Consider the following 19,295-nt stretch of genomic DNA (forward strand, 5'->3'; position numbering starts at 1 on the left):
TGTACAGATTTCACCGTGCTAATTTAAATGTTTATCTTTGTACAACAATAGAAAAGTATGATTTTATCCATGACCGGCTTTGGTAGAGCCGAAGGTGTTTTTGAAGGAAAAAAAATCTCCGTAGATATCAAATCCCTGAACAGCAAAAGCTTCGACCTGAATATTAAAGTTCCGTTACGCTATAAGGAAAAAGAGTTTGAAATCAGGAAAATCCTTAACGACCGTATCATCCGCGGAAAGGTAGACTGCTACGTTACCGTAGAGAACCTTCAGGAAACCACGGACGTAAAAATCAATAAAAACCTTATTGACTCTTACATTGCGGAACTGCGCACTGTTGCTTCTGACGGACCCGATTTCGAATACCTGAAAATGGCCGTACGTTTTCCCGATGCCATCACCTCAAGACCTGACGAACTTACTGAAGGGGAATGGGAAAATCTGGCCGGTATCGTTCATGGTGCAGTCAATAAGTTTGAAGAATTCCGGAAAGCGGAAGGCAAAATCCTGCATGAGGAACTGGAAAGGAACTTACAGAATATCGACCGGTACCTTTCTGAGGTGGTTCCTTTTGAAGAAGAGCGTATTAACAGCGTAAAAGAGCGGTACCAGAAGTCGCTTAAAGAATTCGAGAATGTGGACGAGACCCGTTTTTACCAGGAAATGGCTTACTTTACGGAAAAACTGGACATTTCCGAAGAAAAGGTACGTCTTGCGCAGCACCTTAAATACTATCAGGAAGTAATGGACAACGAAGACTTTAACGGTAAGAAGCTGGGCTTCATTTCACAGGAAATCGGCAGGGAGATCAACACCTTGGGTTCCAAAGCCAATCATGCAGCCATCCAGAAACTCGTGGTGATGATGAAAGACGATCTTGAAAAAATTAAGGAGCAGACCCTGAATGTTTTATAAAATAAATATCAGGTCAAAAGTGAAAGTTCACATACATTAATTATCAATTTTCTCTTATCATTCATGAATAAGGTCATTATATTTTCAGCCCCTTCCGGAAGCGGTAAAACCACATTGGTCAAACATGCCCTGGAAACCATTTCAGAACTCCAGTTTTCCATATCATGCACTACACGCAAGCCCAGAGGAAGCGAGGTACATGCAGTAGATTATCATTTTCTTTCGCCGGATGAATTCAGGCAGAAGATTGCAGAAGATGCTTTTGTGGAATATGAAGAGGTATACACAGACAAGTATTACGGAACGTTGAAATCTGAAGTGGAAAAGATATGGAACATGGGAAAAGTAGTTATTTTTGATGTAGATGTAAAGGGCGGGGTTTCCCTGAAAAAATATTTTGGAGAACAGGCATTGTCCATATTCATCAAACCTCCGAGCATTGAAGAGCTTGAAAGACGGCTGATCTCCAGGGATACGGATGATGCGGAGACCATAAGGATCAGGATCGAAAAATCCGAAGAGGAAATGTCCTACGCCGATCAGTTTGACACAATTGTGGTCAACGATGATCTGGAAAAAGCAAAAAAAGAAACAGAACTTTTAATAAGGAATTTTATAGCATCATCAGAGGCTGGGCTTTAAAGAATCCGAGAGGTGAAATTTAACAGGATAAATCACCACTTTTCAATTCAAATCACTACCTTCTGATTAACAAAACATTAAGTGGATATGAGTACCGAAACATTAGAAAAAGCTAAATCTGCCATTCCGGTAAAGGGATTTTTAGATATAAAAGATTTTGTCATTCCGGAAGGAGACGAACTGGTAAAAGCTATTCTGGAACTTAAAAAGGAAAAGAATGCCGTGATCCTCGCTCATTATTATCAGCCCGGAGACATCCAGGATATCGCCGACTTTCTCGGTGATTCCCTGCAACTTGCCCGACAGGCAAAAGATACGGATGCCGATATGATCGTCTTCTGCGGAGTTCATTTCATGGCTGAAGCTGCTAAAATCCTAAATCCTACCAAAAAAGTAGTGCTTCCGGATACCATGGCAGGATGTTCGCTGGCCGACGGATGTTCGGGAGAAGGATTAAGGAAAATGCGTGAGCAGTATCCTGATGCACTGGTAGCCACCTACATCAACTGTAATGCGGAAACCAAGGCTGAAAGCGATATTATTGTGACCAGCTCCAACGCAGAAACCGTTATTGAAGCCCTGCCTAAGGACCGCCCGATCATTTTTGCACCCGATAAAAACCTTGGAAGATACCTTTCCCAGAAAACCGGCCGCGATATGATCCTTTGGGACGGCAGCTGCATTGTTCACGAAGCATTTTCAATGGAAAGGATTGCAAAACAGTTAGCAGACAACCCCGACGCAAAACTGATTGCCCACCCGGAAAGTGAAGAAGCCGTATTAAAGCTGGCGCATTTCATCGGTTCTACCTCTGCCCTGCTGAATTATGTGGAAAAAGAAGACTGCCAGGAATTCATTATTGCTACGGAAGAAGGCATCCTTCATGAAATGAAAAAGCGGGCACCACATAAAACACTGATTCCTGCACTGGTTTTTGATGAAAGCTGCAACTGCTCAGAATGTTTCTATATGAAACGCAATACGATGCAGAAGCTTTATCTGTGCATGAAATATGAGCTTCCGGAAATCATTATAGATGAAGAACTCAGATTAAAAGCCCTGAAACCGATTGAAGCCATGCTCGATCTTTCAAAAAGCATCAAATAAATAATTGTAAAGCACTGTTTCCTCAGTGCTTTCTTTTTTACTCCTATTGCTCTACGCAGTTTATATCAGCAAAGCATGATACATTCACAAGGATTTCCATTGCGGTTTCAAAATAATTTGTAGATTTGCATAAGCAAGTATGAATTTTTCAAGAAACATAACTGATATTTCTGCTCCGGATTTCCTTATCCCGGAAGTATCTCTTGTTTCCATTATTGCTACAACAACGATTACTACCCCATAACGGGGTACATTTTCACATATCATCCACAGGCATGTACTCTTTTTTCTGAAGAGTAAAATTTCATTTTTCTATCATTTAAATCACACATCATGAAAGTTTTAAAATTTGGCGGAACTTCAGTCGCCAATGCTGAAAATATCGTAAAAGTCGGACATATCATAAAAAAAGAATCCCTCAAAAACCAAATCGTCGTTGTTGTTTCTGCACTTCACGGAGTAACGGATCAACTGATACAGGCAGCAGAATCCGCTTCCCAAAATGATGCAAATTACCTGAACATCATTAAAGGACTGGAAGAAAGGCATCTGAAACTTGTAAAAGAACTGATCCCGGTGCTCGAACAGAGTTCATGGCTGAGTTTTGTAAAAAAACAGTTCAATACCATTGAAGACCTCTGCAACGGAATCTATGCTTTAGGTGAATTTACCGGAAGGATCAAAGATAAAATCACTTCATACGGGGAATTTCTTTCCTCCAACATTATCGCTGCCCGGCTCCAATCGGAAGGATTGGATGTGACCTGGATGAATGCTGCCGGATGCATTATCACCAACAGCAATTTTACCCATGCAAAAGTAGATTTTGATGCCACGGAACAAAACCTGAAAGAATTCTTTCATACACATCCGCATCAGGTTGTCATTGCTCCCGGGTTTGTAGCCCGTGACGGAAAAGGCAATCCCACCACTTTAGGAAGAGGTGGTTCAGATTATACAGCCTCTATCATTGCTTCTGCCGCAAATGCGGAGGAACTTCAGATCTGGACCGATGTCAGCGGAATGATGACTGCTGATCCCAGGCTGGTTTCCACGGCAAAACCTATTTCCCGGATTTCATATGCGGAAGCAATGGAACTTTCCCATTTTGGGGCAAAAGTATTGTATCCGCCTACGCTCCAGCCGGTCATGGCGAAAAACATCAGCCTCAGGATTAAAAATACTTTTGAACCCGAAGCAGCCGGGACGCTGGTCTGCCATCATACAGAAAAAGCTGATGATGAAAAGCAGGAATTTGCCGTGGGTATTTCAAACATGAGCCGGATTGCACTGTTAACACTTGAAGGCAGCGGAATGATCGGAATTCCTGGAATTTCAGCAAGGCTGTTTAAGTGCTTAAGCAATGAAAACATCAATGTCATCCTTATCACCCAGAGTTCATCAGAGCATTCCATCACGGTTGCAATCAGTGAAAAAGATATAGATAATGCACAATATGCGGTCCATGCCTCATTTAAAGATGACCTTCAGCTTAAAAGGGTGGAACCGTTAATGATCGAGACCGGACTTGCCATCGTGGCACTGGTAGGAGAAAACATGAAAAGCAAAAGTGGCGTGAGTGCAAAAATGTTCGGCTGCCTGGGTAATAATGGAATCAACATCAGGGCTATCGCACAGGGCTCTTCAGAGAAAAACATCAGTATTGTTATTGCGGAAGCAGATGTTAAAAAAGCCTTGAATGTCATGCATGAAGAATTTTTTGAATCTATTATTAAACAAGTTCATCTGTATCTCTGCGGAACAGGAAATGTCGGGAAAAAACTGATCCGGCAGATGTATGCCCAGAATGAGTATCTGAAGGAAAACCTGCTCATGAACCTGAGGATTGCCGGAGTCTGCAACAGCCGCAAAATGCTCTTCTCGGAAAAAGGAATTTCCGAACATGAATTATCCCTGATGCATGAAAGCGGACAGGAAGCTTCTGCCGGAAAATTTGCTGCCGAAATAATTTCCCGTAACCTTAGGAATTCTGTATTCGTTGATGTTACGGCCAGTCCAGAAGTTCCGGAGATCTATGAAGAACTCCTGAAAAAAAGTGTGAATATTATAGCATGCAACAAAATTGCCGCATCCTCTTCCCTTGAGCATTACAGACATTTGAAATTAACGGCGAGAAACCACAGCTGCAAGTTCTTTTTTGAAACCAATGTGGGAGCAGGGCTTCCGGTTATCGGTACCATCAATGACCTGATGAGGAGCGGAGACCAGATTCTTTCAATCCAGGCGGTCTTAAGCGGCACACTGAATTTTGTTTTTAATCATTATGATGGCACGCGGACATTTTCTGAGATTGTAGCACAGGCACAGGCAGAAGGCTATACAGAACCGGACCCGCGCCTGGACCTGGCTGGAACCGATGTAGCCAGGAAGATACTGATCCTGGCAAGGGAAGCGGGATATGCATTAGAGTTTGATGATATTGAAAACGAAAGCTTCCTTCCCGAAGAATGCATGCATGGTAATGTAGAAGATTTTTACAGCGCACTGTCCAAACATGAGGACCACTTTAAAATGTTGCTATACAATGCTAAAAACAATAAGAAAATCTTAAAATATGTTGCTGAGTTCAGTAACGGAAAAGCTAAAGTAGGACTACAGCACATTGCGCCTGAAAGCGATCTTTTCCATCTGTACGGAAAGGATAACATTGTCATCTTTAAAACCCTCAGGTATTCTGACCAGCCATTGGTGGTCAAAGGTGCAGGAGCAGGAGCAGATGTTACGGCCAGCGGTGTATTTGCAGATGTTGTACGTTCCGTTTAACACAAGAGAATATGGAAAAAGTAAGATTAAAAGTTCCTGCCACCATTGCCAACCTGGTATGCGGATTTGATATCCTGGGAATGGCGATTGATGAGCCCGCGGATGACATGGAAATAAGACGGCTGGAAACCCCCGAAATTATCATCAGGCACACGGATGCATTCGGATTACCGGAAGAGCCGGCTGAAAATGTTGCAGGCATCGTCCTGCTTAAAATCATGGAACATCTGAAACTGAAGTACGGCTTCGAAGTAATCATCCATAAAAAGATAAAACCGGGAAGCGGGCTCGGCTCCAGCGCGGCAAGCGCCGCCGGAGCCGTGGTCGGGGCCAATCTGTTGCTGGGAAATATCCTGACGAAGGAAGAAATGGTATACTACGCGATGTTTGGAGAGAAACTGGCTTCGGGAGCCCGCCATGCCGACAATATCGCTCCCTGCATATATGGAGGGATCACTTTGGTAAAATCTTCTGACCCGGTGGATATTATTCTGCTGAATGCACCCGATTTATGGGTAACTGCCGTTCATCCGCAGGTTGAAGTAAAGACTTCCGATGCCCGGGAAATTCTAAAGAAAACCATCCCCCTGAAGGATGCCATACAGCAATGGGGAAATATTGCCGGACTGGTAGCCGGAATTCAGAATTATGATCATGCCCTGATCAGAAGAAGCCTGAATGATGTGATCATAGAGCCTGTAAGAAGCATCCTGATCCCGAAGTTTGACGAGATCAAGCAGAAAAGTTTACATGCCGGAGCTCTGGGCGGGGGAATTTCCGGTTCCGGGCCTTCCGTCTTCATGTTTTCAGAAGAAGAAAAAGTTTCCCATACTATTGCTGAGATCATGAAATCTGCTTACGACAGTATAAGCATTGAAAGCCTGGTGTATGTTTCCAGAGTAAATCCATCCGGGATCCGGATCATTAAAGATTAAAAATAACATTATGAAGTACTATAATTTAAAAGATAAAAAGGAGGTTGTCAACTTTAAAACGGCTCTGATCAGAAGTCAGGGCAGAGAAAAAGGCTTATTCTTCCCTGAGCATATCCCAAAGTTCAATCCGGAATTTATGGAAAGCCTGGATCAGTTTTCAGATGCGGAAATTGCCTTCCAGTGCATGAAAGATTTTACGGGAGAAGAAATCCCTTCTGACGTCCTCCGGCAAATTATTGCGGAAACCATCAATTTTGAGATTCCATTAAAGCCAATCAATGACCGGATGTATGTCCTGGAACTTTTCCACGGTCCTACCCTGGCATTTAAAGATGTGGGAGCACGGTTTATGAGCCGTTGCCTCTCCTATTTCCTGAACGGTAAAAATAAGAAAGTGACTGTATTGGTGGCTACTTCCGGAGATACGGGAGGGGCGGTAGCAAATGGCTTTCTAAAGACCTCGGGTATTGAAGTGGTCATTTTATATCCGAAAAACAGGGTCAGTGATGTCCAGGAACAACAACTGACTGCGCTTGGCGAAAATATTCATGCTTTGGAAGTTAACGGCAGTTTCGATGACTGCCAGTCCATGGTAAAACAGGCTTTCGCAGATGAAGAAATTAATGCACAGCTATTGCTGACTTCTGCCAATTCCATCAATGTGGCCAGATGGCTTCCTCAGCAGATCTATTATCTTCTGGCATTAAAACAGTGGCGGAAAACCGAAACAACAGATCCGGTGATCAGCGTTCCGAGCGGAAATTTCGGAAACCTCTGTGCAGGATTACTGGCTCACTTCAGGGGAATGCCGGCAGAACAATTTATTGCAGCCTGCAATGAAAATGATATCATTCCAAAGTATTTAAAAACTCAGGAACTGAAATTCAAAGATACCGTAGCCACTCTTTCCAATGCCATGGATGTAAGCCATCCGAGTAATTTTGTACGGATCCTGGAACTCTTTCACCATCGGTTTGACAATATAAAGAAAAAGATCATCGGAAGTTCTGTCAATGATGAAAAGACGCTGCAAACGATTAAGGAGGTATATCAGAAATATCAATATGTACTTGAACCTCACAGTGCCATAGCTTATACCGCGCTTAAAGAATACCTGGCAGAAAACCCGGGTAAAAAAGGTCTGATTTTGGCAACCGCCCATCCTGTGAAATTCTCAGGTACAGTAGAAAAGGCAGTACATACAAAAATACCTTTGCCTGAGAGCCTGGCCGAACTGATGAAAAAAGAAAAGAAAAGCTTTGAGATAGAACCAGAATTTAAAGCATTGAAAAAGTTTTTGCTGGGCAGAAGATGAAAACATAATCTCAAAAATTAATGGTCTTTGAAATCTTTTAAACTGATCAATCTTACTTATAAAAAGAGTTAGTATCACAACTCAATGATGTGGGTTGAGAATTGCCTGTATGAAACCATTTTCCGACAGGAGGTCGAGAAGAATCATAAAAAAAAAGTCCGTTTACACTAGTTGTGAAACGGACTTTTTTCATTTTTTACTGCTCAAAACAGTCTGCACTTACCAGGACTTTGGACTTGCAGCATTGAGGCAATGCATTAAAATCGGCACAAGATTTAGGAAATCCAGGTCCGTATGGTCCTTCAGGACACGCAAAGTTGCAATTAGCACCTCCATTAATGCTTTTCAGATTCGCTCTGTTTAATTTTTTCAGATTTTTCATATTGATTTATTTTTTATTTTGCTTTATAAATATAGTATTTTTGTGATTCACAAGCATACCTATGAGCAGAATATTTCTTGAAGATGTCAAAATATACGCCTACCACGGTGTTCTTCCGGAGGAAAACAGTGTTGGGACGTATTATATTATCAATGCAGAACTCCACACAGACCTGTGGAAAGCTTCGGAATCCGATGACCTGAATGATACGGTAAGCTATGCAGAAATCAACAGCATCATCCATGATGAGATGGCTATCCCTTCCAAACTTCTTGAACATGTCGCCGGCAGGATTATCGACAGGATTCATGAAAGGTTTTCCCAGATCGACTATATTAAAATAAAAATCACCAAGACCAGCCCGCCGATGCAGGGAGAAATGAAGGGAGCATCCATAGAGCTTGATAAGATGTTCAAACCGTAAATAAAAATGAGGATCTGTTTTAAAAATTCAGGATTTACGTTTACAGTACTTGCATTTCTGTTTGCTTTTCTATCTGTATCCGGACAAACGGGTCCGGACCGGCAGTTGGATACCTACCAATTCCCGAAGATTAAATCCGGGATTACCATGCCTGTCACCATTCCGCTTGCCGGCATCAGCAATATGATCAACGCCTCGGTAAAGGACCTGATCTATGAAGATGATTCCTACACCGATAATCAGAATGACCAGTTTAAAGTAAAAGTTTGGAAAACCCGCCCGATACGGCTGGTAGGAGGAACAAACAATAATATCCTCATTGAAGTCCCATTAAAAATATGGGCTGAAAAAGGCATCGGGACCCTGGGAATATATACCTATCAGAATACGACTTTTGAGACAGTCATGTCTTTCAATATGAGCCTGCAGTTCAGAAACAACTGGACACTCGATACAAAAACACAGCCTAACGGTTTCCGCTGGGTTGTGAAACCGGTGCTGGACTATGGAAGAATCAAGATCCCGATCACTTCATTAGTAGAAAAAAGCCTTAAGGAACAGCAGGAAAAATTCTGTGAAACCATCGATAAGCAGGTTGCCGGCCAGCTGAATTTCCAGCAGTACGTCATGATGGCATGGAACGCTTTTTCACAGCCGTTCAACATTTCTGAGGAGTACCATACCTGGCTTAAAATAAGTCCCGTACATGTTACCACTACTCCACTGCAGTTTTTTGCCAATCAGATCAATACCAATATCGGAGTAACAGTTTATTCTGAAACCTTCACCGGGGAAAAACCTCAGTCAGCACCGTTGATCAGAACAGTGCCGGATTTTAATTCCGCCCCGTCACTGGCTGACCGATTCCTGCTCCAGACCACTGCCAATATCCCTTATGCTTCTGCAACGGAAATGGCCCGCAACTTATTTCTGAATAAGGAATTTGATATCAGGGGATCATCCGTAAAAATCAAAAACATACAGGTGTACAATGCAGAAGACAGGGTGATGATAGAAGCGGAAACAGAAGGGTATATCAAAGGAAAAGTATTCATTTCCGGAATTCCGGTTTATGATCCGGGTAAACATAAAATCATTTTAACCGGGACAAAATTCAATCTCAGAACATCCAATATCCTCCAGAAAACAGCAACCCTGCTGTTCAAAGGGCAGATCATAAAAACCATTGAAAACGAATACGGAATTCCTACCCAGGAAATGGAAACTACTGCCAGGAAAAGTATTGAACAGGCTTTTAACACAGAATACTACAAAGGAATAAAGATGTCCGGGAAAGTCATGAACCTGCGGCCGGGAATTATCCTGCTGAGCCCTTCAGGCATGACCGCTGTCATTGATATCAGTGCCTCCTTACAATTAACCATTAACGGAATATAAAATAGTCAACTATAACCATGAGAAAATATTTACTGATTGTCGACCGGAATAAAGCGTCGTTAGGAACACGTTTTATCAACAACCTTATTGATACGATTGTAATCATGATCATCCATGTGATCTTAACCTTTATTTCCGGCTTTCTGTATGGCTTTACCTCCATATGGTTCTTTTACTTCTATAACAATGGCGGCTTTTTATGGGATACCTTCATTGGTGCGGTGGTAGCCTTCATTTATTTTTTCCTTTGGGAATATAACACCCAGGGTATGACACCCGGAAAATATGTAACCGGAACAAGAGTAATCAGTGTTGACGGACAACAACCTGACAGAAAACAGATTTTATACAGAAGCCTGTACAGGGTGATTCCCTTTGAGCCGCTTTCTTTTTTCGGACGCGAAGGATGGCACGACAGCTTCAGCGATACACGGGTTATTAACTGGTCAAATTATATCTCTGAAAGACAGGCAAAAGACGATATCAACCGTATCGGACAGAAAGAAATTGCGTAGATTTTTTTGTTTATTAATAAATTTCGCTATATTTGCACACCTCAAAACGGTACTTTGGCCGAGTGGCTAGGCAGTGGTCTGCAACACCATCTACAGCGGTTCGAATCCGCTAGGTACCTCTTAAAGCCTCTATCATCTGATTCAGATTGTAGAGGTTTTTTAATTATAAGGCAGTGGCAAAGGCAAAGAATCCAAAGAATATCCCCGGGCTATTCGCCACAACAATCGGCCAGTCTTTTTTAGGCTTTTTAATAAGTCCATAAATTACCCAGAGACTACAATTGATTCCGGCCACCAGAGGCTGAAGCCAGTCTCCTTTATCTCCTTTCAGATTACCGCTGATTTGCGGAATATAGGAAAAATACATCGCCATTGCCGTGACCGTAGCGACCCAGCCCAACACTTGCATTAATTTTTCATTCATGATGCTTTTGTTTAAGCGACATTATGTGAAATTATTGTGCCATGAAATATAGCTTTGATTTACAGTTAAATTTTATGATAAGCTATAGGGGACAGCTGAAGAGCATTTTCTGCAATCAATCAAAGATCAAATCCAAGATCAAAGAAGAGAGAAGGATTTACTGGTATTTCTTTATAAAGGTAAACTTTTATGCAGGTGTTTTAATTTCAATTTTCATATCACCAAATGATACCATCTGGTCTAAAGCCTTCAACAAAAACAAAATCCCCGGATATCTCCGGGGATCAAAAACTAATAACCATGAAAACTCAATTAAACATGAGAATCGGGGGCAAAGATATTAATTATTTCCTTTGTGAAACAGTACATGAAAAGGTTTTATGAATTTTTTATGATTATGATTCCCCGAGTCTTAAGAAAATAATAAAATTTAGCCTCCGCAGACTATATTTCTGGCACAACTTCTGATATAAATAAGCTACACGCCTAAAATCATGAATTATGAATATAAAAATTAAAGTCGCATACTGTACCCAGTGTCAGGGATATTCATCAGCAACTCCTGTAGAGAAAAAATATATCAATCATCCAGATATTATCGATCATTTCTTTTATCATGGAGAACCTTGGTTCACTTTGGATCATGATACATTTGAGACCATTAAAAATCTGGAAAATACGGATGAAAGAGTAATTACGCTTCAGCAACATACGCAAAATGATCATTTGTATTGCCGGTGTCAGAAAGACACGGCCCATCTTCAGCCAGCGTATGCGTCAGAAGAATATATAGGCGCTGATTCGGTTTCCTGGTATGATCATCAGAGAACCGATGCCGACTATTATTTTACAGATCTTTATCATACTTACAATACCTTTCATGGTATTGCTCCCATAAGAAATAACATGAGGCATCCGGGTCAAATGTCCCGGAACCTGAGAAAAGTTAAATAGTTATTTAACAAGAAGATGTCTCTGTCTCCCATTAAAAATAAAAACCTCAGCAAAACTGAGGTTTTAATATTTTGGGATATACAAAATATATTTGATTATTCTCCCTATTGATTATGCACTTTTAACAGCCGGGAAACGCAGGAAAAAGGTTGTTCCCTGGCTTTCAACACTTTCAAAGTCTACATTTCCACTGAGTTTTTTCATGATATTCTTAACGATTGAAAGCCCCACTCCGCTACCGAGAAAAGATCTCGTATTATCCATTCTCTGAAAGATCTTAAACACATCTTCTTTTGACCGATAAGGAATTCCAATCCCGTTATCCGATATGGTATAAAGAATGTAACTCCCGTCGTAAGATGAATCTACGGTGATCTCCGCACTTTCTTTTTGTGAAGAATATTTAACGGCATTCGTAATGATATTCTGAAATACCTGGGTGATCAGGCTTTTTTCTCCGGTAACCGGATAAATATTACGTACGGTTATTGCTGCATTTTCATTGTATGAGAGCTTAGCATCCGTACATGCTTTTTCTATGATCCCTGTAGGATCTACATTCTCAAATATGTACTCCGAATATTTCAGCCTGCTCAGCCTCAGTACATTGGACATCATTCCGGACATATTATCAATTTCACTCAGAACATTCTGTATTTTTTTGATATTATACTCATCCGTATTGTGCCTGGCCATCATCTGCACGTTCAGCTTCATTACCGTAAGCGGTGTAGCCAGATCATGCGAAATGGTATGGGAATAACTGTCCAGTTCATCATTAATTCGATTCAGTTCTTCATTAATCTTGGTCAGTTCTTCATTCATCCTACTGATGTTATGCAGCTGTTCCTGCATGGTGTGATTAACAAGATCTCTGATTTTATTGATTCTCAGCCTGTCTTTACTGGACCAGTAATGAGATTTATCTGATATTTCCTCATAAAATACCTGAAAAGATTTCCTGGGCGAATATACCAGCTTCTGCTCATTGTAGAAATTTAAAGTCTCAATCTCCTTTTTATCTTTTCCGGCCCAGGAGATGTGATCCTTGAATTCCTGGCGGAACCATATCAGGAGATGCCCGTTCTGTTTGTTGATAAAAGCTAAAGCTACGCCACAGCAGTTTTTATCAAGTCCCAGTGATGCCTGATACGTTTTATAGAATGAATCGTCGAAATACGTCTTATCTTCAATATTCTGTACCGCCCATTGATAAATCCTCAGGATGATGTTTTCATTCGGAACCTTGCCATAAGATTTTACCATATTATCTGCAATGACAGCGAATCCGTCCGTTTCAGAAACATTCCGGATATTTTCCACATTGTTGATCAGTGAATCCTTGATCGTGGTGAATTTCAAAAGCTCTTTTTTAAGATTGTAGCAGATTGTATTCAGCGCAGTTTCATATCTGGATGCTTTTTTAGCCTGATAAGACGAGTAAGCATTGGAAGCAATAAAAGTTGCAATTTCTGCAAGGATCCTGTTATCCAGGTCAATATGTTTCGGCTGTGTGCTGTGGCAGGTAACCAGTCCCCATAATTCGTTATCGATAATAATGGAAACGCTGAAGCTCGAAGAAATCCCTCCGTTTTTAAGGTATTCAATGTGAATCGGAGAGATGGCTCTGACCCCGGAGTAGGTAAGATCCACCGTTTTTACCTGGCTGATGATTTTCACCGGCGTCGCATTGATATCACTGAGGATCCTTTTATGGTTCTTCAGGTATAAAGCCCTCGCCTGTTTCGGGATGTCACTTTCAGGATAATGAAGATGCATATAGCTCTCCATGGTGGCAAGCTTTTCTTCAGCCACTACCTTTCCGCTGCCATCACTATTGAATTTGTAAACCATTACCCGGTCATAACCGGTGATCTGACAGATATTTTTCACCAATGCTTTCCAGATATCTTTCCCCTTTTTCAGGGAAGGCAGGTTTTTAATCCCTTTAAGAAGGGAACTGTTGGACAAGCCGTTCAGCAAACATTTTTCAAGCTCTATGAATAGGATATCTTTGTATTTATATACACTGATATGGTATTCCCTGCCATTGATTTCAATCTTATCGCTGTTTTTGATTTCTTCCTTACTGTTGCGGTCTACATCATAAAACTGCGGGCTGTTTACAACAGATGAAAAACAGGCCAGGTCATAAATACTTTTCTGTAAAACGGTTTCGTCCACCGGAAAAAGATCCGATATATTTTCGCTGTAAAAATTAATAATCTTGCTTTCTGCATCAATTCCGATCAGATAACCGAAATCCTGTATAAAGCCGGGGTTATAAATTTCTATTTCATTGCAATTGGTAATATTCATTCTGAAAATGAGTGTTAAATCTTTCTAACCGGGCTATACATAGGCAAATTACAGGCTATTTACAGGAGTTAAAATTTGTGTAAAAGTAAGCTAATATTCTTATGAAAAAAAATAAATATTATTAACTTCCAGAACTTATTATTAGAATATTTTTTGAAGCCGAATGATAGGCTTTAATTCCTCAGAATGTTTTGAAACCATATAAAAATTATATTTCTCCATATTATCAACAAATAAAAAATATTCGGTCAGACAGGCATATATTTTGGTTAAATAATGATACCTAAAACATATTATTTATGAAATATAATGAAGCAGTGGCGCATAAGAAGGAATCTGTTGAAAATGCGCATGAATCCATCATCCGGGATTACCACATCATCATTGTTCCTGCCAATACGGATGAAAGCCAGAAATATATTGATGACTTTTGTAAGGACCCTGAAGCTTTTGACGATGCAAGCTGTAAAAAATATTGCACCGATGACAATTATGAAGTGGTAAGTTTCCGGAAAGAGCCGGAAGAATCAGAATAGAAATCAGTTGAAAATGTATTTCCGGATTAAAGAGTTGAGGAGAATATTTTATACTGAAAAAAATAATCCCCGTCTATAACGGGGATGAATAAGGGATCCTGTGAACAGGATAGTAATTATATTAAAGTATCTGGTGTGACCTCTGATCAGCAAACATTATGCCTTATCAGGCATGGCCCATAAATTTATTCAGGGAAATCATCCTTAAGATATATAACAACTATAAAAACAAACACATGCCACAAAGAATTTTCACGAAAGAAGATTTTGTAAAGAACAGCAATAATGAATATGAAATCGAATACCACATCGGTGAAGTCGGTATAGGCGCTAATCTTATTGTAGAAAAGAAAAATGAAAACGGAGAATATGAAGTGATACAACCCGAAATGACCAGAGTTGATGACAGTATGTTTATCCGTTGGAGTAAGCCTTTTGAGGGAAGGCTAATATATGAGGATTAATGGCGTCATGCCTTTTTTCATTCATAAATAAATACATAAACTTCCCGCATGACGGGAAGTTTTGTTGTTAAGAAAATAAAGATGAAAATATAAATGGATTGATTCTATATCAAAGTTATTCAATCTATTATCCGGGAAACATGATTCAGATCATATTCCTTCTTTATTTCATAGATGTAAATGGTATAAATCACAGAATTCCAGAATAGCATCAGAAGAACTATCCTTAAAAAATAAAAAAAAGGATCTTCATAAAGAAGACCCCAAAAACACAAATGATGAAAAAAAAATTTTTTCTATACAGAAGTAAATTATCTATTTATCTATCAATTAATTCTATAACAAAGATAATAAAGCGAATACCACAATTTTATGACCATGGTCATAACCACAGAAAAAGAATTATTTTAAGCCTGGTACATGATCTCATACCTGTAAAAAAAGAAACTCCTCTTTCGAGGAGTCTGATAATGGAAGGGGATATATATGGGGGTCTAAAATATTATCTTGTCCCTGACTCGGAAGCCGTAGGAGCAGAATTTGCAGCATTGGTTGTGCTGTTTTGTGTTGCTCTGCCGTTCTGAGCACCTTGTGCACCACCCTGGCTTCCCTGGCTACCCTGTCCCTGTGTTCCCTGAGTACCTTGTGTCCCCTGAGCACCCTGCGAACCTTGAGGAGAAGTATTATTCTGATTCATGCTGCTGTCTCTCACGGTTGCTGTAGTATCCATTGGCATGGTATTCATTGTACCGGCAGAATCAGACATAGATCCTGTGCTCATGGAATCGCTCATGGTATTGTTATCATTCTGTACCTCCTGCTTCTTGCAGCTTACAGCAAAAAGACCTGCTACGGCCATTAGTAACACTAACTTTTTCATATAATAATTTTTAAGTGATTGAATATTGAATATTTAATTTTTCAATATATCTCAAAATTATAAACTAAAAATTTACCGTAATATGTTTGAAATCATAATCATGGATAAGAATATTGATTAATATAAAATGGCCTCCATTTCTGGAGGCCATAAAAACACAAATGATGAAAAAAAACTATTCAGAAGTCCTGAATAGAACTTGTCCGGCTTAATTAAGCCTTATAAAGTTATGCATTGAGATGCATGATATACATAATTAAATGTAAAATACCATACCAGTTTTACATTGAAGATGCTAATATAAAAATTTTATGCAATAATTCAGCTATAACACAGCATTCCTTTTATTTTATTCTGCCCAGGCAATAGGAATGTATACCGTAATGTATCCATCTGCATCCACCTGCTGATCAGAAACCGTACCTGTTACCGAACCATAGCCTACCCAGCCACCCTGTCCCTGCTGGGCCGTAAAAGTATAGGTTCCTGCAGGAATCCCTTCCATATAAACCGGCAGTGCCTGTAAGCCGCCGCCAGCATAAGTATCATAAGACTCTCCGGTCTGGGTATTGGTCGCTATAAAACTACCGACATCATAACTCCCGGATAATGTCTTCTCTCCACTTTGTGTCATCATGCCATATCGTATCCGGTACGTTTTGGCTTTTGATGTACCGGCAGATTTAGCGGTAACATCCTGTACAGGATTCTCTGTTGTCAGGTCATTATCGGAAGAACATCCTGACATAAAACACAATACTCCGGCGACTGCCAGAACCTTAAAAATCTGATTTTTCATATTATATAATTTTGGTTCTTTAAAAGTAACCAATTACAATGAATTTGATCTAAACTGATCTTTAAATTAATATTATGTTATGAGTTATCGGATTGAGAGTCTTAAAAAGAGTGCTACTGTACAAAAATTCATGTTAGCTGATCCGATTTTAACATTACTTAACTCATGTTTGGCGCTATTATTGAAATTATGTGGTATGGATTATATGCGAGAGCAGTTATTCCACTGTTAAAAATTTGAATTATGAAACGTATAATGCTCACAGGGCTTGTATCAGTTTTCTTACTGACAGCCTGTAAAAAAGATGATCAGATTGCTGAAAAATCACTGGAACAGCAGAAAATTGAGTTTCAGATGAGGCAGCTTGAAATAGAAAAACAGAAACTTGCCATAGAAAAAGAGAGGATGGCTTATGAAACGCAGAAAAAAGCGGACAGTATTGCAGAAGCACAAAAAGCCAAAACAGCTGCAGCCGCTGCTTCTACTCCAAAAGTGATCAGGGAAACCAGAACGGTGTACAGAGACAGGAATTATAATTCCGGATCTAACGGATCATATGCCAATAACGGAAGCAGTGCATCTCAGGGAACGACCCAGAAAAAAGGGATGAGTAAAGCGGCTAAAGGTACCATCATCGGTACAGTTGGTGGTGCAGCAGCAGGAGCTATCATCAGCAGGAAGAACAGAGGTCTTGGTGCTGTCATTGGTGGGGTTGTTGGTGGTGCTACCGGATATACCATCGGTAGGTCACAGGATAGAAAAGACGGAAGGGTAACCCCTAGAAATTAACATTTCGCATACATCATAAAAAGATTGCTTATTTTTAAGCAATCTTTTTTTATGGCCTTACTGTTCCTTTCCTGTCTTTTGATTCTTCCGGTCCTTATGGGTATGGGCCATGCCATGCAGCATTATTCCGGATGCAGGTTTTCACAGGGAATAGCGGCCAAAATAATCATGGGAATGGCAGGAATAAGCTTAGTGTGGACGGTTACTGCTTTTTTTCTCCCTCTCAATACATATACTGAAATACCGGTTATCGCAGCAGGAGTGTTTTTTTTCTTCAAAGAAAAATTGTACAAAGAATTGTATTGCTTATCGAAAAAAGATAACATTCTATTATTGATAATTACATTTATTATACTGTTCAGCAGCTCTTTTTACCCTTTTATCCTGGATCATTTCGGGTATTATGTTCCCACTGTCCGGTGGCTTCATACTTACGGGCTGGCTCAGGGGATTTCAAACCTGGATCTGATTCTCGGGCAAATGTCAGTGTGGCATATATTCCAGGCGGGTTTTTCCGGAATTGCAGACCCGTTTTTAAGGATCAATTCTGTATTGCTCATTACCTATACAGTTTATATTATTGAAAAGAAAAGCTGGGTACAGCTCTGCCTGGTTCCCTTTTTTCTATTCTTCACCCAATCCCCCAGTCCGGACTTACCCGTCCTGGTGATTTCATTAATCATCCTGAATGAGATCCTGAACGGAAACAGAAATACGGCAGTCCTTTTCGGACTTTCAGTATGGGTTTTTGCCATAAAACCGACCATGATCTGGCTTCCGATCCTGAGCTTTCTCTACGCTATTTTCATTATAAAATCTTCCTTTAGGAAAATGGCTTTTGGAATCTTTATCCTGATCCTGTTTTTCTTTAAAAACCTGTGGACATTTGGTTACCCTGTGTTTCCGGTAGCATTGGGAGATTTCGGAATATCATGGAAACCGGATCCTGAAGTATTGAGGCTGTCTTCCCAATATGCAGTGCAGAAAACGTATGATATGCAGTATTCTTATGATGCTATCCGGCAATTCTCTGTCGTGGAATCCATAAGTCATTGGCTTTTTCTTACAGGAATCAAATCAGCCATTCACATTTCCTTCGTTGTTATACTGACTATTTTTATTGTTTATACAGTGATCAAAAAAAACAGAGTACTTACCTGTATATGCATTGCTTTGGTAACCAAGTGCATCCTGGTCCTTATATTCTCCGCACAATACCGCTTTTTCATTGATGTATTTTTTGTTGTCTTTTTTATTCTTTGCCGATCACATGTCAGCAGAAAAAGCGCAATCAGCATCTGCCTCGGTTTAAGCATGGCTTCCATAGGATGCCTCACTTTTCCTTTGGCACTTCAGGCTTTGGTTCCCAGTTTCAGGCCGGGACGTTTTATGGGAAATTTCGAAAGGCAACAGCTGTACCGGCCTTCTGTTTATCAGTACAACCGTTTCAGGTCTTTTAAAGTCGGTAATCTTTCTTTTCATGTATCGGAAAAATACCCTTTTAATTTTGACACTCCCCTTCCTGCCATTTCGGAAAGCTATATTTTTGAATATGCCCGGGCAGGCGTATTTCCTCAGCTGAAAGATAAAAGGGATATACGGCAAGGCTTCAGATATAAGAAACTGACGCCGGAAGAACAACACCAGGTAAAAGAGGTTATGCACACCATCGAAAAAAGCTATCAATAGACTCCTCGTTCGCTTCTTCCCTTA

General features: G+C 40.3%; 19 protein-coding genes and 1 tRNA gene. 15 read left to right on the forward strand and 5 right to left on the reverse strand.

Annotation, left to right across the window (positions count from 1 at the left end; translation table 11 throughout):
* The first annotated feature begins 57 nt into the window (after positions 1-57).
* The 6 genes from CGB83_RS08860 to thrC all read left to right on the forward strand — a co-directional run bounded on the left by CGB83_RS08860 (position 58) and on the right by thrC (position 7,698).
* On the forward strand, positions 58-915 hold the full coding sequence (locus tag CGB83_RS08860; RefSeq protein ID WP_100075471.1) for a YicC/YloC family endoribonuclease: 858 nt from the start codon (positions 58-60) through the stop codon (positions 913-915).
* Between the two features lie 63 nt (positions 916-978).
* Positions 979-1,557, forward strand: a complete 579-nt coding sequence (gene gmk / locus CGB83_RS08865; RefSeq protein ID WP_100075472.1) for a guanylate kinase — start codon at positions 979-981, stop codon at positions 1,555-1,557.
* A gap of 87 nt (positions 1,558-1,644) precedes the next feature.
* Positions 1,645-2,664: a quinolinate synthase NadA gene (gene nadA / locus CGB83_RS08870; RefSeq protein ID WP_100075473.1), complete on the forward strand. Its 1,020-nt coding sequence runs from the start codon at positions 1,645-1,647 to the stop codon at positions 2,662-2,664.
* Positions 2,665-2,997: 333 nt separating this feature from the next.
* Positions 2,998-5,448 carry a bifunctional aspartate kinase/homoserine dehydrogenase I gene (gene thrA, locus CGB83_RS08880; protein ID WP_100075475.1) on the forward strand — a complete coding sequence of 817 codons (2,451 nt, stop codon included), beginning with the start codon at positions 2,998-3,000 and terminating at the stop codon, positions 5,446-5,448.
* An 11-nt stretch (positions 5,449-5,459) separates the two neighbouring features.
* Complete coding sequence (locus CGB83_RS08885; protein ID WP_100075476.1) at positions 5,460-6,383, forward strand: homoserine kinase; 924 nt, start codon at positions 5,460-5,462, stop codon at positions 6,381-6,383.
* Between the two features lie 10 nt (positions 6,384-6,393).
* On the forward strand, positions 6,394-7,698 hold the full coding sequence (gene thrC, locus CGB83_RS08890; RefSeq protein WP_100075477.1) for a threonine synthase: 1,305 nt from the start codon (positions 6,394-6,396) through the stop codon (positions 7,696-7,698).
* Between the two features lie 196 nt (positions 7,699-7,894).
* On the opposite strand, the gene CGB83_RS08895 is transcribed toward thrC, so the two are convergent.
* Positions 7,895-8,080 (reverse strand): bacteriocin-like protein, encoded by a 186-nt coding sequence (locus tag CGB83_RS08895; protein WP_100075478.1) that lies wholly within the window; start codon positions 8,078-8,080, stop codon positions 7,895-7,897.
* Between the two features lie 61 nt (positions 8,081-8,141).
* Here CGB83_RS08895 and folB point away from each other — a divergent pair, with 61 nt between their 5' ends.
* From folB to CGB83_RS08915, 4 genes are all read left to right on the forward strand, one after another.
* Positions 8,142-8,504: a dihydroneopterin aldolase gene (folB, locus tag CGB83_RS08900; RefSeq protein WP_100075479.1), complete on the forward strand. Its 363-nt coding sequence runs from the start codon at positions 8,142-8,144 to the stop codon at positions 8,502-8,504.
* A gap of 6 nt (positions 8,505-8,510) precedes the next feature.
* On the forward strand, positions 8,511-9,902 hold the full coding sequence (locus CGB83_RS08905; RefSeq protein ID WP_100075480.1) for a DUF4403 family protein: 1,392 nt from the start codon (positions 8,511-8,513) through the stop codon (positions 9,900-9,902).
* A gap of 17 nt (positions 9,903-9,919) precedes the next feature.
* Complete coding sequence (locus CGB83_RS08910; protein WP_100075481.1) at positions 9,920-10,417, forward strand: RDD family protein; 498 nt, start codon at positions 9,920-9,922, stop codon at positions 10,415-10,417.
* A 48-nt stretch (positions 10,418-10,465) separates the two neighbouring features.
* Positions 10,466-10,536: transfer RNA gene (locus CGB83_RS08915), tRNA-Cys, on the forward strand.
* Between the two features lie 44 nt (positions 10,537-10,580).
* Here the strand turns inward: CGB83_RS08915 and CGB83_RS08920 are convergent.
* Positions 10,581-10,844, reverse strand: coding sequence for a SemiSWEET family transporter (locus CGB83_RS08920; protein ID WP_249776159.1), 264 nt, complete (start codon positions 10,842-10,844; stop codon positions 10,581-10,583).
* Positions 10,845-11,342: 498 nt separating this feature from the next.
* Between CGB83_RS08920 and CGB83_RS08930 the strand changes: the two genes are divergently transcribed.
* On the forward strand, positions 11,343-11,795 hold the full coding sequence (locus CGB83_RS08930) for a hypothetical protein (protein ID WP_100075484.1): 453 nt from the start codon (positions 11,343-11,345) through the stop codon (positions 11,793-11,795).
* A 111-nt stretch (positions 11,796-11,906) separates the two neighbouring features.
* On the opposite strand, the gene CGB83_RS08935 is transcribed toward CGB83_RS08930, so the two are convergent.
* Positions 11,907-14,114, reverse strand: a complete 2,208-nt coding sequence (locus tag CGB83_RS08935) for an ATP-binding protein (protein WP_100075485.1) — start codon at positions 14,112-14,114, stop codon at positions 11,907-11,909.
* A 299-nt stretch (positions 14,115-14,413) separates the two neighbouring features.
* Here CGB83_RS08935 and CGB83_RS08940 point away from each other — a divergent pair, with 299 nt between their 5' ends.
* Entirely contained in the window at positions 14,414-14,650 is a 237-nt protein-coding gene (locus CGB83_RS08940; protein ID WP_100075486.1) for a hypothetical protein, read from the forward strand.
* Positions 14,651-14,886: 236 nt separating this feature from the next.
* Positions 14,887-15,114, forward strand: coding sequence for a glutathione synthase (locus tag CGB83_RS08945; protein WP_100077552.1), 228 nt, complete (start codon positions 14,887-14,889; stop codon positions 15,112-15,114).
* Positions 15,115-15,616: 502 nt separating this feature from the next.
* Here the strand turns inward: CGB83_RS08945 and CGB83_RS08950 are convergent.
* Positions 15,617-15,994 carry a hypothetical protein gene (locus CGB83_RS08950; protein ID WP_157761379.1) on the reverse strand — a complete coding sequence of 126 codons (378 nt, stop codon included), beginning with the start codon at positions 15,992-15,994 and terminating at the stop codon, positions 15,617-15,619.
* A gap of 349 nt (positions 15,995-16,343) precedes the next feature.
* On the reverse strand, positions 16,344-16,793 hold the full coding sequence (locus CGB83_RS08955) for a hypothetical protein (protein ID WP_100075488.1): 450 nt from the start codon (positions 16,791-16,793) through the stop codon (positions 16,344-16,346).
* Positions 16,794-17,036: 243 nt separating this feature from the next.
* Between CGB83_RS08955 and CGB83_RS08960 the strand changes: the two genes are divergently transcribed.
* Both CGB83_RS08960 and CGB83_RS08965 read left to right on the forward strand, forming a co-directional pair.
* Positions 17,037-17,582, forward strand: a complete 546-nt coding sequence (locus tag CGB83_RS08960) for a YMGG-like glycine zipper-containing protein (RefSeq protein ID WP_100075489.1) — start codon at positions 17,037-17,039, stop codon at positions 17,580-17,582.
* 51 nt (positions 17,583-17,633) lie between these two features.
* On the forward strand, positions 17,634-19,271 hold the full coding sequence (locus CGB83_RS08965; RefSeq protein ID WP_228420146.1) for an LIC_10190 family membrane protein: 1,638 nt from the start codon (positions 17,634-17,636) through the stop codon (positions 19,269-19,271).
* The last annotated feature ends 24 nt before the right edge of the window (positions 19,272-19,295 follow it).

It is taken from the genome of Chryseobacterium camelliae (assembly GCF_002770595.1).
GTDB classification, from domain to species: Bacteria; Bacteroidota; Bacteroidia; order Flavobacteriales; family Weeksellaceae; genus Chryseobacterium; species Chryseobacterium camelliae.